This window comes from Sphingopyxis sp. 550B, assembly GCF_057401805.1.
The window spans coordinates 971471-987696 of the sequence record NZ_CM171610.1 but is presented as its reverse complement, the minus strand read 5'-3'; the positions used below and the strand labels follow the sequence as shown (position 1 = coordinate 987696).

11 protein-coding genes are annotated in these 16226 nt (G+C 69.1%); 6 read left to right on the top strand and 5 right to left on the bottom strand.

What is annotated here, in order from left to right; all coding sequences use genetic code 11:
* The first annotated feature begins 4 nt into the window (after positions 1-4).
* The 5 genes from AC2S9W_RS04625 (at position 5) to AC2S9W_RS04605 (ending at position 9706) form a co-directional block, all read left to right on the top strand.
* Positions 5-1051 (top strand): retroviral-like aspartic protease family protein, encoded by a 1047-nt coding sequence (locus tag AC2S9W_RS04625; protein WP_076073450.1) that lies wholly within the window; start codon positions 5-7, stop codon positions 1049-1051.
* A gap of 59 nt (positions 1052-1110) precedes the next feature.
* Positions 1111-1845 carry a ligase-associated DNA damage response endonuclease PdeM gene (gene pdeM, locus AC2S9W_RS04620; RefSeq protein ID WP_104960221.1) on the top strand — a complete coding sequence of 245 codons (735 nt, stop codon included), beginning with the start codon at positions 1111-1113 and terminating at the stop codon, positions 1843-1845.
* A gap of 168 nt (positions 1846-2013) precedes the next feature.
* Positions 2014-4836 carry a TonB-dependent receptor gene (locus AC2S9W_RS04615; RefSeq protein ID WP_104960220.1) on the top strand — a complete coding sequence of 941 codons (2823 nt, stop codon included), beginning with the start codon at positions 2014-2016 and terminating at the stop codon, positions 4834-4836.
* Between the two features lie 227 nt (positions 4837-5063).
* Positions 5064-7796, top strand: coding sequence for a TonB-dependent receptor (locus AC2S9W_RS04610; protein ID WP_286749082.1), 2733 nt, complete (start codon positions 5064-5066; stop codon positions 7794-7796).
* 92 nt (positions 7797-7888) lie between these two features.
* On the top strand, positions 7889-9706 hold the full coding sequence (locus AC2S9W_RS04605) for a cation:proton antiporter (protein ID WP_199775033.1): 1818 nt from the start codon (positions 7889-7891) through the stop codon (positions 9704-9706).
* A 13-nt stretch (positions 9707-9719) separates the two neighbouring features.
* Here the strand turns inward: AC2S9W_RS04605 and holA are convergent, their stop codons facing one another.
* The 4 genes from holA to AC2S9W_RS04585 all read right to left on the bottom strand — a co-directional run bounded on the left by holA (position 9720) and on the right by AC2S9W_RS04585 (position 14579).
* Complete coding sequence (holA, locus tag AC2S9W_RS04600) at positions 9720-10751, bottom strand: DNA polymerase III subunit delta (protein WP_486571682.1); 1032 nt, start codon at positions 10749-10751, stop codon at positions 9720-9722.
* A 6-nt stretch (positions 10752-10757) separates the two neighbouring features.
* Positions 10758-11303 (bottom strand): LPS assembly lipoprotein LptE, encoded by a 546-nt coding sequence (gene lptE, locus AC2S9W_RS04595; RefSeq protein ID WP_067110997.1) that lies wholly within the window; start codon positions 11301-11303, stop codon positions 10758-10760.
* 196 nt (positions 11304-11499) lie between these two features.
* Positions 11500-14064: a leucine--tRNA ligase gene (leuS, locus tag AC2S9W_RS04590; protein WP_067110995.1), complete on the bottom strand. Its 2565-nt coding sequence runs from the start codon at positions 14062-14064 to the stop codon at positions 11500-11502.
* A gap of 50 nt (positions 14065-14114) precedes the next feature.
* Complete coding sequence (locus AC2S9W_RS04585) at positions 14115-14579, bottom strand: DUF3576 domain-containing protein (RefSeq protein ID WP_067186816.1); 465 nt, start codon at positions 14577-14579, stop codon at positions 14115-14117.
* 339 nt (positions 14580-14918) lie between these two features.
* Here AC2S9W_RS04585 and AC2S9W_RS04580 point away from each other — a divergent pair, with 339 nt between their 5' ends.
* On the top strand, positions 14919-15548 hold the full coding sequence (locus AC2S9W_RS04580) for a hypothetical protein (protein WP_243469457.1): 630 nt from the start codon (positions 14919-14921) through the stop codon (positions 15546-15548).
* Here AC2S9W_RS04580 and AC2S9W_RS04575 read toward each other — a convergent pair.
* Positions 15521-16177, bottom strand: coding sequence for a thiamine phosphate synthase (locus AC2S9W_RS04575; RefSeq protein ID WP_475283118.1), 657 nt, complete (start codon positions 16175-16177; stop codon positions 15521-15523). The genes AC2S9W_RS04580 and AC2S9W_RS04575 overlap by 28 nt on opposite strands.
* Positions 16178-16226: the final 49 nt, after the last annotated feature.

Genomic DNA, 16226 nt, shown 5'->3' with positions numbered 1-16226 from the left:
CGCCATGAGACACGCCGCCGCCCGCGCGCCGCTTTGGATCCTCCTGCTCGCCGCCCCCGTGCTGCTGGGATCGACCCCGCCGGGCGCGACGATCCCGACGGCGCCGATCGTGCCCGCCCCCCCGACCGACGGCATCGCCGACCCGGCGACGACGACGAGCGAGGTCACGCCCTTCATCCAGCCGTTCGACCTCGACGCGACGCGGCGCATGGCGGTCAACGTCATGGTCGGCGGGCAGGGGCCCTTTTCCTTCCTCGTCGATACCGGCGCCGAACGCACCGTGATCGCCAAGGAGCTCGCCGAGCGGCTCGGCCTGCTTCCCGGCGCGACGCTGCGCCTCGCGACGATCGGCGGTTCGGCGACCGCGCAGAGCTATCGCGTCGCGGCGCTGCAGATGACCGACCTGCACATGAGCGGGTTCGAAGCCCCGGCCTTCGCCGGCCGCCATATCGGCGCCGCGGGGCTGATCGGCGTCGACATGCTCGAAGACCGCCGCGTCCTCATCGATTTCCGCAAGGAAAGCATGGCGATCCTCGAGACCCGGCGCCGGGCGCGGCCGATCATCCGCGACGACGACGCGATAGTCGTCACCGCGCGCAATCAGGCGGGGCGGCTGATCCTCGCCGACGCGCGGCTCGACGGCCACCGCGTCGACGTGATCGTCGATACGGGGGCGCAGACGAGCGTCGGCAACCTCGCCTTCCAGCGGCTCGTCGCCAACCGGAAGCAGAACCGCCTGCCCTTCTTGCCGGTGACACTCAACGCGGTGACCGGCGAGCCGGTCGCGGCGATGCGCACGATCGTCCGCCGCATCTCGATCAACGGGATGGAGGTCAACGACCTGCCGGTCAGCTTCGCCGATTCGCAGGCGTTTCGCGCGCTCGATCTCGCGGAGCGTCCGGCGCTGCTGCTCGGCATGGACAGCCTGTCGCTGTTCGACCGGGTCGAGATCGATTTCCCGAACAAGCGCGTCGTCTTCGACCTGCCCGAACGCGCGAGCCGCGACCCGGCACTGCGCTATGCCGCCGCCGGGATCGCTGCCGGGAGCTGATCGGCGCAACCCGTCGCCCGGCGCTTGCCGCCGCCCCGCCGCCTTGCCATAGCCGCGCGATGGCGCCTGCCCCGCTCGTCCCCCCGCTCGTCCCGCCGCCGTCCGCTCGACCGGCGCTGGACTTCGCCGGCCACCGCTTTGCCGTGGCGGGCGACCGCGCGCTGTTCTGGGCGCGGCACGGCGCGCTGATCGTTGCCGACATGCACCTCGAAAAGGCGCGCTGGTATGCCGCGCGCGGCCAGCCGCTGCCGCCCTATGACAGTATCGATACGCTCGACCGGCTCGCGCGGCTCGCCGCCGACACCGGCGCGCGGCAGATCTGGTGCCTCGGCGACAGCTTCCACGATCCGCAGGCGGCGCGCGCCGTCGCGCCGGCGATCGCCCGGCGGCTCGCCCATCACGCGGCACGGGCGCGGCTCGTCTGGGTGGCCGGGAACCACGACGGGCTGAGCGGCGATGCATGGGGCGGCACCGTCGTCGACGAGCTGGTCGTCGACGGCATCGTGCTGCGCCACCAATGCTTGCCCGGCGAAACGCGGCCCGAGATTTCGGGGCATTTCCACCCCAAGCTGCGCCTCGCGCTGCGCGGCCGCAACGTGTCGCGCCCCTGCTTCGCCGCCGACGACCGGCGCCTGATGCTGCCGGCCTTCGGTAGCCTCACAGGCGGCCTCGACGTCCGAGACGCGGCGATCGCAGAGCAATTTTCCGGCCCGTATCGCGCGATGCTCGTCGCGCAGGGACGGCTGCTCGCTTTCCCGTGCCGTGACGCCGCCGGATGTGACGCTACGGCATAGGGGATTTCCCCTAATTTGCGCCCGGCACGCCCCGGTGTGGCTGTGGCGAAAAAGCATCACTCGTTGCAAAGAAACGCGCAAAAGCGCGAGCTTGACTGGAACGCGGAAGCGATCGGGCTATGATCGCGCGGCAACGAGAACAGAAATTCTCTGAGAGGAGTGCCCCAAATGAAATCATCTTCCCTTCTGTCTGCCCACCTGCTGCGCACGAGCGCGCTCGGCGTATCGCTGGCGGTCGCCGCGGCCGCCGTTCCCGCCTTCGCGCAGGACGCCGCGCCGCAGGATCAGGCGACGGCGGACGATAGCGGCGACGCGCCGATCATCGTCACCGCGCAGGGCCGCGCGCAGCTGCTGTCCGACGTGCCGGTCGCCATCTCGGCGGTCAGCGCCGAGACGCTGCAGAACAGCGGCGCCAACGACATCCGCCAGCTCAACCAGGTCGCCCCGTCGCTGCTCGTTTCGTCGACCGGTTCGGAGGCCAACGGCTCGGCGCGCATCCGCGGCATCGGCACCGTCGGCGACAACCCCGGGCTCGAAAGCTCGGTTCCGGTGTTCATCGACGGCGTCTATCGCTCGCGCTCCGGCATCGGCCTCAACGAACTGGGCGAGATCGACCGGGTCGAGGTGCAGCGCGGGCCGCAGGGCACGCTGGGCGGCCGCAACTCGTCGGCGGGCCTGATCAGCATCTATTCGAAGAAACCCTCCTTCACCTTCGGCGCCAATGGCGAGGTCACCTACGGCAACCACGACTATTGGCGCCTCGGCGGCAGCGTCACCGGGCCGATCAGCGACACGCTCGCGGCGCGCATCGACGGCGTGTGGGTGAAGCGCGACGGCTTCTACAACGACGTCAACAACAACACGCAGATCAACAACCGCGACCGCTATTTCCTGCGCGGGCAGCTGCTGTTCGAACCGACCGACGCGCTGTCGCTGCGCCTGATCGCGGACTATACCAACCGCGACGAGCGCTGCTGCGCTGCCATCTATGTCGACAACAGCGTCAATCCCTACATCGGCAACCTCAACAACCCGAGCCCGACGGGGGCCGCGACCGCGACGACCAACAACATCACGCGGGTGCTGATCGACCTGGGACAGCCCGCCGCGGCGCTGACCCCCGGCTACAACCGCGACATCTATGTCACCCCGGGCCGCAGCTATGCCGGCAAGACCAAGGATTACGGCTTCTCGGGCCAGATCGACTATGACTTCGGCGGCGCGACGCTGACGTCGATCACCGCTTATCGCGAATATCGCTCCGGACAGGCGGGCGACCTCGACTATGGCGCGGTCGACATCCTCTATCGCGCCGACGACAAGGACGCCTATCGCCAGTTCCACACCTTCACCCAGGAACTGCGGCTGCAGGGCGAAGCCTTCGACGGCAAGCTCGACTGGCTGATCGGCGGATTCTACGCGAACGAAAAGCTGACGGTGCGCGACAATCTGCGCTTCGGCGACGATTACGGCCGCTTCGCCAACTGCCGCCTCGTTAGCGGCAGCGCGCTTGCGGGCCTCTATTCGCCGGGTCAGGCAGGCTGCGTCGCGGGGGGCATCGACAATCCGCTCGGGGTGGGCCGCAATACGATCCTCGGCGCCTCGGGCACTTCGGGGGCGGATATCGTCGCCGCCTTCTCCGCGCTCGACGGCCTTAACGACCTCGGCTCGATCAACGACCGCTATCGGCAGAACGGAACGAACTGGGCGCTGTTCACGCACAATATCTTCCACATCACCGACACGCTCGATCTGACGCTCGGCCTGCGCTACACGCACGACAAGAAGAAATTCTCGGCCAGCTTCACCAACGACAACACGGTCTGCACGACGATACAAGGTCTCGTGCTCGACGACCTGACGAGCACTACCAGCAATGCGACCGCCAAGGCGCTGGCGGGCGCGCTGATCGGCCTCGGCTGTCAGGGCAATGCTACCGCCGAGCTCAATGGCGTGTCGATCAGCGACCAGCGCAGCGAGGACAAGTTCACCGGCACCGCGATCCTGTCGTGGAAACCCACCGACGATCTGATGACCTATGCCAGCTATTCACGCGGCTACAAGGCGGGTGGTTTCAACCTCGACCGCTCGGCGCTGAAATCGCCGATCGTTCCGTTCGGCGGCCAAGCGGGCGCGCAAGCTCTGGTCAGCGGCCTCCAGTTCGACCCCGAACTCGTCACCAGCTACGAACTCGGCGCCAAATATTCGGGCGGTCCGTTCAGCGCCGGGCTGACCCTGTTCCGCACCGACTTCAAGAACTTCCAGCTCAACACCTTCAACGGCTCGACCTATATCGTGCAGACGATCAACGGCTGCTCGGCCGATCTCGGCGGGGCCGACCGCGACCAGAGCAAATTTACGAGTGCGCCCAACTACAACGCGGCAGCCGCAACGACCGGCGCCTGCGCCGCGGACGACGTGACCTGGGGCGTGCGCTCGCAGGGCTTCGAGCTCGAAGCCTCGCTGATCCCGGCACGCAGCTTCCGCATGACCGCGGGGCTGACCTATGCCCGGACCAAGTATAATAAGAATCTGGTCGGCAACTCGTCGGGCACGCCGCTCGACCAGGCGCTTCGCAAGCTTCCCGGCGACAATATGTCGAACGCGCCCGAACTGGTCGCGACCGGCAGCATCGCCTGGACGCCCGACATCGGCAGCAGCGGGCTGACCGGGCTCGTCTATGTCGACGGCCGCATGACCAGCGACTACAACACCGGCTCCGACCTCTTCCCGCAGAAGGAACAGGACGGCTACGCCATCTTCAACGCGCGCCTCGGCGTGCGCGGCCCCGACGAGAAATGGGGCATCGAGCTGTGGGCGCAGAATATCTTCAACAAGCAATATTCGCAGGTCGCCTTCAACTCGCCGTTCCAGGAAGGTGCGACGACGGCCGATTTCGCCGATCCGCAATATCCGGGCGGTCGCCAGATCTTCTCGATGTTCCTCGCCGAGCCGAGGACCTATGGCGTGACGCTGCGCGGCAAGTTCTGAGCCGCAAGGGGGTCGGGGCGGCCGCGGCCGCCCCGATTGGAAAAGGCGGGGCCGGCGCGCCCCGCCTTTTTCTTTTTGTCAAACTGGCATTCGTGGCAGCTGTGGCAGAAAAGACGCGCCCGCGGCGTAAAACCGCTACGGAAACGGGCGGCCTCTGGTCGCTCCACGCCATTTTGATATGCTCCTTCCTCGCAGAATGAAAAGATATTGCGAGAGGAGGACCACAGATGAAAGCCAAGCGTTTTTCCGCGTCCCACCTGCTTCACACCAGCGCGCTAGGGGTATCGCTGGCGGTCGCCTTTGCCGCGGCCCCGGCGCTCGCGCAGGCGCGCGGTGGCGAGGGATATGAGGATCCCGATTCGATCATCGTCACCGCGACGAGGCGCAGCGAGATGCTGTCGGACGTGCCGATCGCCGTATCGGCCGTGACCGGCGAGACGCTGGAAAAGACCGGCGCGACCGACGTGCGCGCGCTGGGGCAGGTCGCACCGTCGCTGCTCGTGTCGGGCGCGACGAGCGAAGTCAATTTCACCGCGCGCATCCGCGGCATCGGTACGGTCGGCGAGAATCCCGGGCTCGAAAGCTCGGTCGGCCTGTTCATCGACGGCGTCTATCGTAGCCGCACTGGCGTCGGCCTGTCCGAACTGGGCGACATCGAACGCGTCGAGGTGCTGCGCGGGCCGCAGGGTACGCTGTTCGGCCGCAACTCGACCGCCGGGCTGATCAACATCGTCACCAAGGGGCCCGAACTCGGCCATTTCGGCGGCAAGGGGTCGGTCAGCTACGGCAATTATGATTACTGGCGCATCGACGGGTCGCTGAACGCGCCGCTCGGCGACAAGGCGGCGCTGCGTCTCGACGGCGTATGGCAGAAGCGCGATGGCTTCATCAGGAATGCGACGCCCGGCGAACCCGACATCAACGACCGCGACCGCTGGCTGGTGCGCGGGCAGATGCTGTTCGAACCGAGCGACAGCATCAGGCTGCGCCTGATCGCCGATTACAGCGAGCGCGACGAGAATTGCTGCGGCGGCGTGCTGCTCGGCCCGGTGCGCGGCCTGACGCGCGGCGCCGACGGCTTTCCGGTCGCCGGGCCCAACACGCTGCTGCCGCTGCTCCAGCTTCTCGGCGCCAACCATCAGGTGCCGCCCCCGGGGGAGAGCTTCATCCGCACCCAGGCGACCACCCCCGGCATCACCTATCGCTCCGACACCAAGGACTGGGGCGTTTCGGGCGAGCTGACGTGGGAGCTCGGCCCGGCGACGCTGACCTCGATCACCGCCTATCGCGATTACAAGAATGCGCAGGGGCAGGACGCCGACTTCAACGCGCTCGACATCCTGCACCGCACCGACCTCGACCGCCGCTTCCGCCTGTTCACGCAGGAACTGCGGTTGCAGGGCGATGCGCTCGACGGGCGGCTCGACTGGCTGATCGGCGGCTATTTCGCCAACGAGAAGCTCGATATCGACGACGACATCGTCTATGGGGCCGATTACGAGCGCTTCGCCAACTGCCTCGCGGCGGTGACGCTCGCGCCGACGCTGGTCAATCCCGCCTCGGCCACCTGCTCGAACCTGCCCGCGACCTCCTTCCCCGGCTTCCAGGGGATCGCCGCGCTGCTCAACGCGCCGCGCCTCAACGGCACGGGCGCCGCCGATCCGAGCTTTCACCAGCGCAGCACCAACTATGCGCTGTTCACCCACAACAGCTTCGACCTCGTCGAGGACCGGCTGACGCTGACGATCGGCGCGCGCTACACGCACGAAAAGAAGACGCTGGCCGGCGACGCCAATTTCACCAACACGCTGTGCCCGGCGATCGTCAATTCATCGCTGCAGGCGCTCGCGAGCCTCGCCTGCGTCATCAACGGCACAGCGCCCGACCTCGTCAAGGGCGCGCCGGGCACGCGCTTCAGCGACAGCCAGTGGACGGGCACCGCGGTGCTGAGCTGGAAACCGACGCCCGACCTGCTCGTCTATGGCTCGGCGTCGAAGGGGTACAAGGCCGGGGGCTTCAACCTCGACTTCTCGGCGCTCGACCGGCCGTGCAGCACCACCGCGGGGTCGGCGGCGCAGAACGCCGCCTGCACCGCGCTGCTCGCGCTTCCCGCCAACACCCCGGCCAACGGGCGGCCCGAGGCGAGCGACCTGCAGTTCGCGAGCGAAAAGGTCGACGCCTACGAACTCGGCATCAAGTGGGACGGGCCGGGGATCGACGTCAACATCGCCGCCTTCTGGCAGGAATACAGCAATTACCAGCTCAACACCTACAATGGCGTCAATTTCGAGGTGACGAACATCCAGGCGTGCAAGGACGACCTCGGCACCGGCCCGATCGACAACAGCGCCCTTACCGGCGGCTGCGCGGCCGACCGGCTGAAACCCGGCGTCGTCGCCAAGGGGCTGGAAATCGAGACCTTCCTGCGCCCCGCGCGCTATCTGTCGGTCAACATGGGGCTGACCTATGTCGACACCCTCTATCGCCGCAATCTCGTCGGCACCGGAGGCCGGCCGCTGTCGCCGGTGCTGTTCCAGCTTCCCGGTCGCGGCGTGTCGAACGCCGCCAAATATGTCGCAACCGCCGGGATCAGCTGGACGCCGCCGATCGGCGGGTCGGGGATGAGCGCGCTCTTCTATCTCGACACGCGCCTGCAAAGCGACACCAACACCGGCTCCGACCTCGACGTCGAGAAGATCCAGGACGGCTTCGCGGTCGTCAACGGTCGCGTCGGCCTCTACGGTCCCGACCGGCGCTGGGGAATCGAGCTGTGGGGGCAGAATCTGCTCAACAAGCGCTACTACCAGATCGGGGCCGACATGCCGTTGCAGGGCAGCGGCACCTTCCGATCGGTCGCGGCGCCCGCATCGCTGGGCTTCCCGGCGACGGCGAGCCAGCTTTTCGTCGGCTTCCCCGGCGAACCGCGCACCTATGGCGTGACGCTGCGCGGCCAGTTCTGATCCGGCGCAATCGCGCTTCGACCGCCCGCGCGCCATCCCGCGCGCGGGCGGTTTTCTTTTGCTTTTCGCCTGTCCTTGCATAGGCTTGCGCGATGTTCGCGATCGACTCCCTGCTCGTCAAAATCGCCCTGATCGGCGTCATCGGCATCGGCGCGCAATGGGTCGCCTGGCGGACGGGACGGCCCGCGATCGCGCTGATGCTGCTCGCCGGCATCGTCGCCGGTCCGGTGCTGGGCCTGATCGACCCGGCAAAGGATTTCGGGGCGCTGCGCGAACCGATCATCAAGCTCGCGGTCGCCGTCATCCTGTTCGAGGGCGGGCTCAGCCTGAAATTCCGCGAACTGCGCCATGCCGGCGTCGCGGTGTTCATGCTCGTCTTCGTCGGCGTGCCGGTCGGCTGGGCGCTCGGCACCGCGGCCGCCTATTACGGCGCGGGGCTGCCGTTCGAGCTGTCGGCGCTGTTCGGCGGCATCATGGTCGTCACCGGCCCGACGGTGATCGTGCCGCTGCTGCGCACGCTCAACATCACGCCGCGCGTCAAGCACATGCTGAAATGGGAAGCGATCGTGAACGACCCGATCGGCGCGCTGCTCGCGGTCGGCATCTATTCCTACATCATCCACGGCGGCAGCGACGCGAACGGCGTCGGCATCGTCACCGATGTCGTCGCCGCCAGCCTGCTCGCGATGCTGATCGGCGGCGCCGCCGCCTTCGCGCTGACCGCGGCCTTCGTGCGCGGCTGGGTGCCCGAATATCTGAAGGCGCCGGTGCTGCTGACGACGGTGATCGCGGTCTTCGTCCTCTCAGACCTCATCATGCACGAAACGGGACTGATCACCGTCACGGTGATGGGGGTGGTGATGGCGAACCGCGAGACCGATTCGAGCCATATGCTGATGCGCTTCAAGGAGGATTTGACCGTCCTCCTCGTCTCGGGCGTGTTCATCATCCTGTCCGCCACGCTCGACTGGACCGTCGTCCAGAATTTCCAGCTCCGCTTCCTGCTCTTCCTCGTCCTGCTGCTTTTCGTGGTGCGGCCGCTGACGATCATGGCGGCGCTGCTCTTTACCCGCATCCCCTTGCGCGAGCGCCTGTTCGTCGCCTGGATCGCGCCGCGCGGCATTGTTGCCGCCGCCGTGACCGGCCTGTTCGCGCTGCGCCTGTCGGATTACGGGGTGCCGGGCGCGGAGGCGCTGGTGCCACTGTCCTTTGCGGTGGTCATCGCGACGATCTTCGCGCACGGCTTCACCGCCGCGCCCTTCGCGCGCTGGCTGGGGCTCGACCGCGGCAAGGGCGACGGGGTGCTGCTCGTCGGCGCCAACGGCTGGACGATCGCCTTCGCCGAGTTCGTCAAGGCACAGGGCCGCGCGGTGCTGGTCGCCGACACCAGCCTGCTCGCGCTGCGCCGCGCCCGCGCCGCCGACCTGCCCGTCTATCACGGCGATATCTTGGACGAGACGCACGACGACCATCTCGACATGGGCCGCTATCAGCAACTGATCGCCGCGACCGACAACGACGCCTATAACGCGCTGGTGTGCAGCGAGCTGGCGCCCGAGGTCGGCCACGACCGGGTCAGCCGGGTGATCGCCGAGACGCCGCGGGGCAGCCGGCGGCGCGGGCGCGTCCTGACGCTCGGGGGCACGCCGATCGAGACGCAGCTCGACCGGCTGCAGGCGGGGTGGACCTTCGGCCGCACCCGGATCACCGAGAAATTCCCCTATGCCGATTTCGTCGCGCGGATGAAGGCGTCGGGCGGCGACAGCCTGATGGTCGCGCGGCCGTCGGGCGACCTCGCCGTCTTTTCCGCCCAGCACCGGCCGCCGGTCGAGCCGGGCGACACCGTCTGGACCTTCGTCCCGCCCGACGACCCGCGCACGCGGATCGAGGCGCGCGACGCGGCTCCCTGAACCGATCCCTGAATTAGCGCGCTCGCGCCGCCTGGTGCGCGATGTCGGTCATCAGCTTGCGGAACAGCACCGCCCCCGCGGTGCCCGACGATTTGAGCGCGCGCTCGCAATCAAGCAGCCGCGTCATCAGCCGCGCGACGCGCAGCGAATCCCAGATGTGGAGCTGCGCCGTCACCGCATCGCGCTCCTTCCAGAAAACGCCGCTGCTCCGCGCCGATACCACCGTCGCCGGATGTGCGCCCGCATCGACCTCGGCGCGCAGCCGGGCGAGCTGCATCGCGCGGATGCCGAGCGCGCGGATGATGCGGATTTCGGCAACGCCGATCGCCGCCGCCTTCGCCAGCATGTCGGGCAGGTCGCGCACCTTGCCGCCGAGCGCGACGTTGATGCATGCGCTGACGTCCTCCTCGTGCGTCACGGCGCCCAGCGCGGCGATGTCCGCCGCCGTCACCTGCCGCTGCCGGTCGGGCGCGGCGTCGAGGTAGAGCGCGATCTTCTCGATCTCGCGCCGCATCAGCGCCTGGTCGCCCGACACGAGATCGACGAGCAGCTGTGCATCGGCGTTGGACAGGCGCAACCCCTGATCCTGCGCCGCGTCCATCGCGATGCCGACCAGCGCGCGCCGGTCGGGCTGGTAGCAGATGGCGGCAACCGCCCCCGCCGCGCCCTCGACCAGCTTGACGAGCTTCGAACGCGCGCTCACCGACGCGCCGGTCGCGATCACCGGGTTGATCGCGGTGTCGGCGGCGAGCAGCGCCTCAACCGCCGACAGGCAATCGTCGCCGCTGCCCGCGATCTCCAGCCGGATCACCCGCGCCGGCGAAAAGAGCGACATCGACGCCGCCTCAGCGGCTAGCAGCGCCGCATCCTGCGACAGCTGCGGCGAGGCGAGGTCGAGCCGCTCAGCCTCCGGGCCCGCAAGCCCGACGAGATGCGCGGCGACCGCGCCCATCGTCGCCTCGTCGGGACCGGTGAGCAGGACGAAGCGGACCGCGGGGTCGAGGCGCGTCTGGCGTTCGAGGTCGGCGGGCTTGAGCGGCTTCATCGCCGCTCAGCGCGCCGGCGGGGGTGCCGGGGCAGCCGCGGCCTGCCCGCCGCCGCGGCTCGCGAACACCGCGACGCGCGCGACGATCTGGTCAGCGATGCCCTGCGCGAGCCGTTCGAGGGTCGAGGATTCGGCGGCGATCGTCGCATATTCGCTGCCGACGACGTCGATCCCCGCGTCGGCCGCGGCGGTCGCGTCGAGCAGCACCTCGCCCGACCCCGCATCGACGAGCTGGTAGCGCGCGCGCAGCGTCCGCCGCTCGCGCGTGACCGCATCGTCCGAGCGGACGCCGAAGCCGGTAATCGAATCCTCGAGCCGCACATCGAGCCGCAGCCGCGCGCCCGCGCCCTGCCCCGCCTGCGTCGGCTGGAGCCGGTCGCGCAGCGCGTTGCGGACGAGCCAGCCCGAATGCCCCTCGATCGGCGCGACATCGACATCGGCGAGCGTCCGCGCCACCGCGCCCTGGCTGCCGTTCGCATAGAGCGGGCGCAGTCCGCAGCCGCCGAGCAACAGCGAGGCGGCGACGAGCGAGGAGGTCAGGAGGCTACGCATCGGGGGAATAATGACCGCAATCCCTGTTCGTGTCGAGCCCGTCGACCGCCCGCAGGGGACCTCTGGCCGAAGTCGATGCAAGGTAGCGGCCCTTTCGCATTCCATGCGGCCATCCTTCTCCCCTCCCGCAGGCGGGAGGGGGTTGGGGATATCCCGATTTCGCTCGACGAAGCCGGAGAGTCGGCAGCACCCATCTTCAGGGAACGATGTTCACCAGCCGGTCGGGGACGACGATCACCTTCCTCGGCGCCGCGCCGCCGAGCAGGTCGGCGATGCGCGGCCGCGCCAGCGCCGCGGCCTCCGCCGCTGCCTTGTCCGCGCCCTTGGCCAGCGTCATCGTATCGCGCAGCTTGCCGGCGATCTGGATCGCGATCGTCACCTCGTCGTCGACGAGCAGCGCCGGATCGGCGGCCGGCCATGCCGCGTCGGCGACCATCGCGGCGCCGCGCCGGCTGTCGGGAAGCGCCGCCCACGCCTCTTCGGCGAGGTGCGGCATCATCGGCGCGACGAGCAGGATCAGCGTCCGGCACGCCTCGCCGCGGGTCGCCGAGGGCTTCGCCTTCTCGATCTCGTTGGCGAGCGCGTGGATCTTCGCCACCGCCTTGTTGAAGCCGAGCGCCTCGATGTCGGCGGCGACCCCGGCGATCGCCTGGTGCAGCTTGCGCGCGAGCGCCTTGTCCTCGCCGCCGTCGCCGACGACTTCGGTCTCGCCGAAGATCCGCCACAAACGCTGCACGAAGCGCCACGCGCCCTCGATCCCCGCCTCGCTCCACGGCAGGTCGCGCTCGGGCGGGCTGTCGGAGAGCATGAACCAGCGCGCCGCGTCGGCGCCATATTGGTCGAGGATGGCGTCGGGATCGACGACATTCTTCTTCGACTTCGACATCTTGATGACGCGGCCGACCGCGACCGGCGCGCCGTCGGCGTCGAGCGTCGCGCCGTCGGCGGTGCGCGTCACCTCGTCGGGGGTGAAATAGAGCGGCGGCATCCCCTCGCCCTGCGCCCGGCTATAGGTTTCATGCGTGACCATACCCTGCGTGAACAGGCTCGCGAACGGCTCCTTGATCTCGACCATCCCCAGCCGTTCGAGCGCGCGCGTCCAGAAGCGCGCATAGAGCAGGTGGAGGATCGCATGCTCGATGCCGCCGATATACTGGTCGACCGGCAGCCAGCGGCGGATGACCTCCGGGTCGAACGGCCGGTCCGCCGGCGCGCTCGCGAAGCGCAGGAAATACCAGGAGGAATCGACGAAGGTGTCGAGCGTGTCGGTTTCGCGCTCGGCGGCGCCGCCGCACGACGGGCAGGCGACATGCTTCCACGTCGGGTGGCGCAGCAGCGGATTGCCGGGGACCGAGAAATCGACGTCCTCGGGCAGCACGACGGGAAGCTGGTCCCTGGGCACCGGCACCGTGCCGCACGCCGGACAGTGGATGAAGGGGATCGGCGTTCCCCAATAGCGCTGGCGCGACACGCCCCAGTCGCGCAGGCGCCACACGGTCGTGCCCTTGCCCCAGCCTTCATGCTCGGCGCGCGCGATGATCGCGGCTTTCGCCTCGTCAACGGTCATGCCGTCGAGGAAATGGCTGTTCACCAGCCTGCCGGGGCCGGTGTAGGCCTCGTCGCCGGCGAAGACCTGTTCGGTCTCGTCGCCGTCGGCGATCACGCGGTGGACCGGCAGGCCATATTTGCGCGCGAAATCGAGGTCGCGCTGGTCGTGCGCCGGGCAGCCGAAGATCGCACCGGTGCCATAATCCATCAACACATAGTTCACCACCCATACCGGCAGATGCCAGTCGGGGTCGAGCGGATGCTGGACCGATACGCCGGTGTCGAAGCCCATCTTGTCCGCGGTTTCGAGCTGTTCGGCCGAGGTGCCCTGGCGCCGGCATTCGGCGATGAAGGCCGCGAGTTCGGGCGAATCCTTGGCGAGGCGCTCGGCGAGCGGATGGTCGGGCGCGATCGCCGCGAAGCTCGCACCGTACAGCGTGTCGGGGCGCGTCGTGAAGACATCGAACCCCGGTGCGCCGCCCGCGAGGCGGAACGAGAATTCCAGCCCCTGCGACTTGCCGATCCAGTTCTCCTGCATCAGCCGCACCTTGTCGGGCCAATGGTCGAGGCTCTTGAGCCCGTCGAGCAGATCGTCGGCGAAGGCGGTGATCTTCAGGAACCACTGCGACAGCTTCTTCTTCTCGACCGGCGCGCCCGACCGCCAGCCGCGCCCGTCGATCACCTGCTCGTTGGCGAGCACGGTCATGTCGACCGGGTCCCAGTTGACGTAGCTTTCCTTGCGCGTGACCAGCCCCGCGGCGAACAGGTCGAGGAACAGCGCCTGTTCCTGCCCGTAATAGTCGGGCTCGCAGGTCGCGAGCTCGCGGCTCCAGTCGATTGCGAGGCCGAGGCGCTTCAGCTGCGCGCGCATCGCGGCGATATTGTCGCGCGTCCAGCCGCCGGGGTGGACCCCCTTTTCCATCGCCGCATTCTCGGCCGGCATGCCGAAGGCGTCCCAGCCCATCGGATGGAGCACCGCGTGCCCGGTCATCCGCTTGAAGCGCGCGAGCACGTCGCCCATCGCATAGTTGCGGACGTGCCCCATATGGATGCGCCCCGACGGATAGGGGAACATCTCGAGGATATAGGCTTTCGGCTTGTCGCCCCCGACCATATCTTTGCTGTCGTCGGTGGCAAAGCTGTTCGCGGCCTCCCACGCCGCCTGCCAGCGGGCGTCGGCAGCCAGGGCGCCAAAGCGCGATTCGCGGGTCATGTCCTGTTTACCCCGTTGTCTGTCGGTTGGCGCGGGTCCGCGCCGGAGAATTAGCCTTCGAACGCGCTGCGGCGCAGGTCGCGGGCGCGGGTGAGGATGATCTCCTCCAGCTTCTGCACCGTCGCCGCCTGCACCGGCGCGTCGACCCAGCCGCCGCCCTGCGCGACCTGGCGCGACGCGGCGACGCGCAGCGCGTCGGCGCGCAGATCCTGGTCGAGGATCGACACCGTCACCTTCATGCGTTCGTTCGGGTTGCTCGGATTGGCGTACCAGTCGGTGATGATCACCCCGCCCGACGAATCGGCCTGGAGCAGCGGCATGAACGACAGCGAATCGAGCGACGCGCGCCACAGATAGCTGTTCACGCCGATCGTCGTCACCTGCGACGCGGCGAGGTCGGCCTTGGGCCGTTCCTTCCCGCCGCCGCACCCCGCGAGGCCGAGCGCCGCGACGCCGAGCAGGGCGAGCGCCGCCGGGCGGCGGCCGAGCCGGGCAAGGAAGGAAAGCTGGGGCATGCCGAATACCTTATCATGGGGCGCCGCCGGGCCGGGCGGCCGGCTGCGCTGCGGGAATTGCAAGCGTCTCTATCGCCGTTGCCGCCGTCCGGCAAGCGCGGCAATACGCCATCCGCCGCGGTCCCGACTGTGGTCATCGTGCAACAATCCGGGTAAAAGCAGGCATGGGACGATCGGGCGAAGCGGAAACGCTGGCAATCCGGCGGCAGCCGTCCTATCTGAAGATTCGATTGGGGTTGGAGTCGCAGGATAATGGCGCGGAAACCGCGACATTTTTGGAGGGGTAGCGTCGTCGTTCTGGCGACCCTTTCGCTCGCCCTGCCCCCTGCCCTCGCCGCGATGAGCCGCGCCGACCGCATCCGCGACACGACGCTGTCGCAGACGCTGCTCGGCCAGTTCACTCCCGCGTCGGGCGATCCGCGCCTGATCGCGCGCTACGTCCGCATGTCGGAAGAATCGCGCCGCGCGTTCAGCTTCACCCCCGCGATCACCGACGACAGCCGCAAGAATCGCGCGATCACCGTCGTGATCCGCGCCCGCGACGAGGCGTCGAGCGCCGCGCGCACCGCCGCGCTGGCCGCCGGGCGCAGCAAGACGCCGATCGGCATCGCCCCCGTCGCCTATGATCTGGGCGCATCGGTCGGCTTCCAGAAGTTCGTGACCCCGGCGCTGCCGAGCGGCACCGACCTGCGCAACCTGCCCGTCGCCAAGGCGCCCGAGCAGGAAGAGGCCAAGTCGCGCTTCGCCACCCGCGTCATCAACCGTGCCAGCGATCCGGCGGGCGCGACCGACCGCATCACCGCGCCGGGCGACAACCAGAGCGTCGATGTCGTCAGCAGCTATCGCCTGACGAAGAATCTCGATGTCACCGCGGGCGTGCGCTATCGTACCGACGACCGCTTCCAGCCGCTGACCGATTCGCGCCGCGACAGCCAGGCGGTCTATGTCGGGACGGCGTTCCGCTTCTGACGCTGCCGGCGCTTCGCCGCTTTCGTCTTTCCCCGATCATCCCACGCGTCGATCGCCGCCCAGCCGGGCACGGCGATGCCGCCGCCCGCCGCGCGGAGCCGCAGCGCGCGCGCGCGCGCCGGCGTCATGCCGCCGAGCGCGACCGCCCGCCCGCCAGCCAGCCGCGCGAGCCGCAACCACTCGGCGGTCGATAGCGTCGGCGCGCCGGGGTGCGAACGCGTCGGGTGGAGCGGCGAGACGAACACTGCTTGCGCACCGGCGCGGCGCGCGGCGCGCGCCTCGGCGCGGTCGTGGACAGCCATCGTGCGGACCAGATCCAGCCGCCGCGCCTGCGCCGCCGCGCCGCGCCCCTGCCGGCGCAGATGCACGCCGTCGGCGCCCCAGCGCCGCGCCAGCGCCGGCGGCCCCGCGAGCAGCAGCGACAGGTGCCGCGCTCGCGCGATGCGCGCGAGGCGCCGGAACAGGCGCCAGCGCGCACCGGGCGCCAGCCCGTCGTGCCGCACGACGATACCGCTGCCCGGCGGCAGCAGCGCCGCCAGCCGCGCGAGCGGCGTCGCGGCGCGTTCGTCGGTGAACAACCAGACACCGGAAAGGCGGGCACCGCGCGGCGGGGGGTGGCGTCGAGGCATCGCTCTTCCTATAGGCGCGTCGGGGCGGCGCGCAACGCGCACGCCACCC

What these genes read in the sequence shown, in the direction of transcription:
- AC2S9W_RS04625 (WP_076073450.1), top strand. Translation starts at nt 5, where the DNA reads ATGAGACACGCCGCCGCCCGCGCGCCGCTTTGGATCCTCCTGCTCGCC.
- pdeM (WP_104960221.1), top strand. Translation starts at nt 1,111, where the DNA reads ATGGCGCCTGCCCCGCTCGTCCCCCCGCTCGTCCCGCCGCCGTCCGCT.
- AC2S9W_RS04615 (WP_104960220.1), top strand. Translation starts at nt 2,014, where the DNA reads ATGAAATCATCTTCCCTTCTGTCTGCCCACCTGCTGCGCACGAGCGCG.
- AC2S9W_RS04610 (WP_286749082.1), top strand. Translation starts at nt 5,064, where the DNA reads ATGAAAGCCAAGCGTTTTTCCGCGTCCCACCTGCTTCACACCAGCGCG.
- AC2S9W_RS04605 (WP_199775033.1), top strand. Translation starts at nt 7,889, where the DNA reads ATGTTCGCGATCGACTCCCTGCTCGTCAAAATCGCCCTGATCGGCGTC.
- holA (WP_486571682.1), bottom strand. Translation starts at nt 10,751, where the DNA reads ATGAAGCCGCTCAAGCCCGCCGACCTCGAACGCCAGACGCGCCTCGAC.
- lptE (WP_067110997.1), bottom strand. Translation starts at nt 11,303, where the DNA reads ATGCGTAGCCTCCTGACCTCCTCGCTCGTCGCCGCCTCGCTGTTGCTC.
- leuS (WP_067110995.1), bottom strand. Translation starts at nt 14,064, where the DNA reads ATGACCCGCGAATCGCGCTTTGGCGCCCTGGCTGCCGACGCCCGCTGG.
- AC2S9W_RS04585 (WP_067186816.1), bottom strand. Translation starts at nt 14,579, where the DNA reads ATGCCCCAGCTTTCCTTCCTTGCCCGGCTCGGCCGCCGCCCGGCGGCG.
- AC2S9W_RS04580 (WP_243469457.1), top strand. Translation starts at nt 14,919, where the DNA reads ATGAGCCGCGCCGACCGCATCCGCGACACGACGCTGTCGCAGACGCTG.
- AC2S9W_RS04575 (WP_475283118.1), bottom strand. Translation starts at nt 16,177, where the DNA reads ATGCCTCGACGCCACCCCCCGCCGCGCGGTGCCCGCCTTTCCGGTGTC.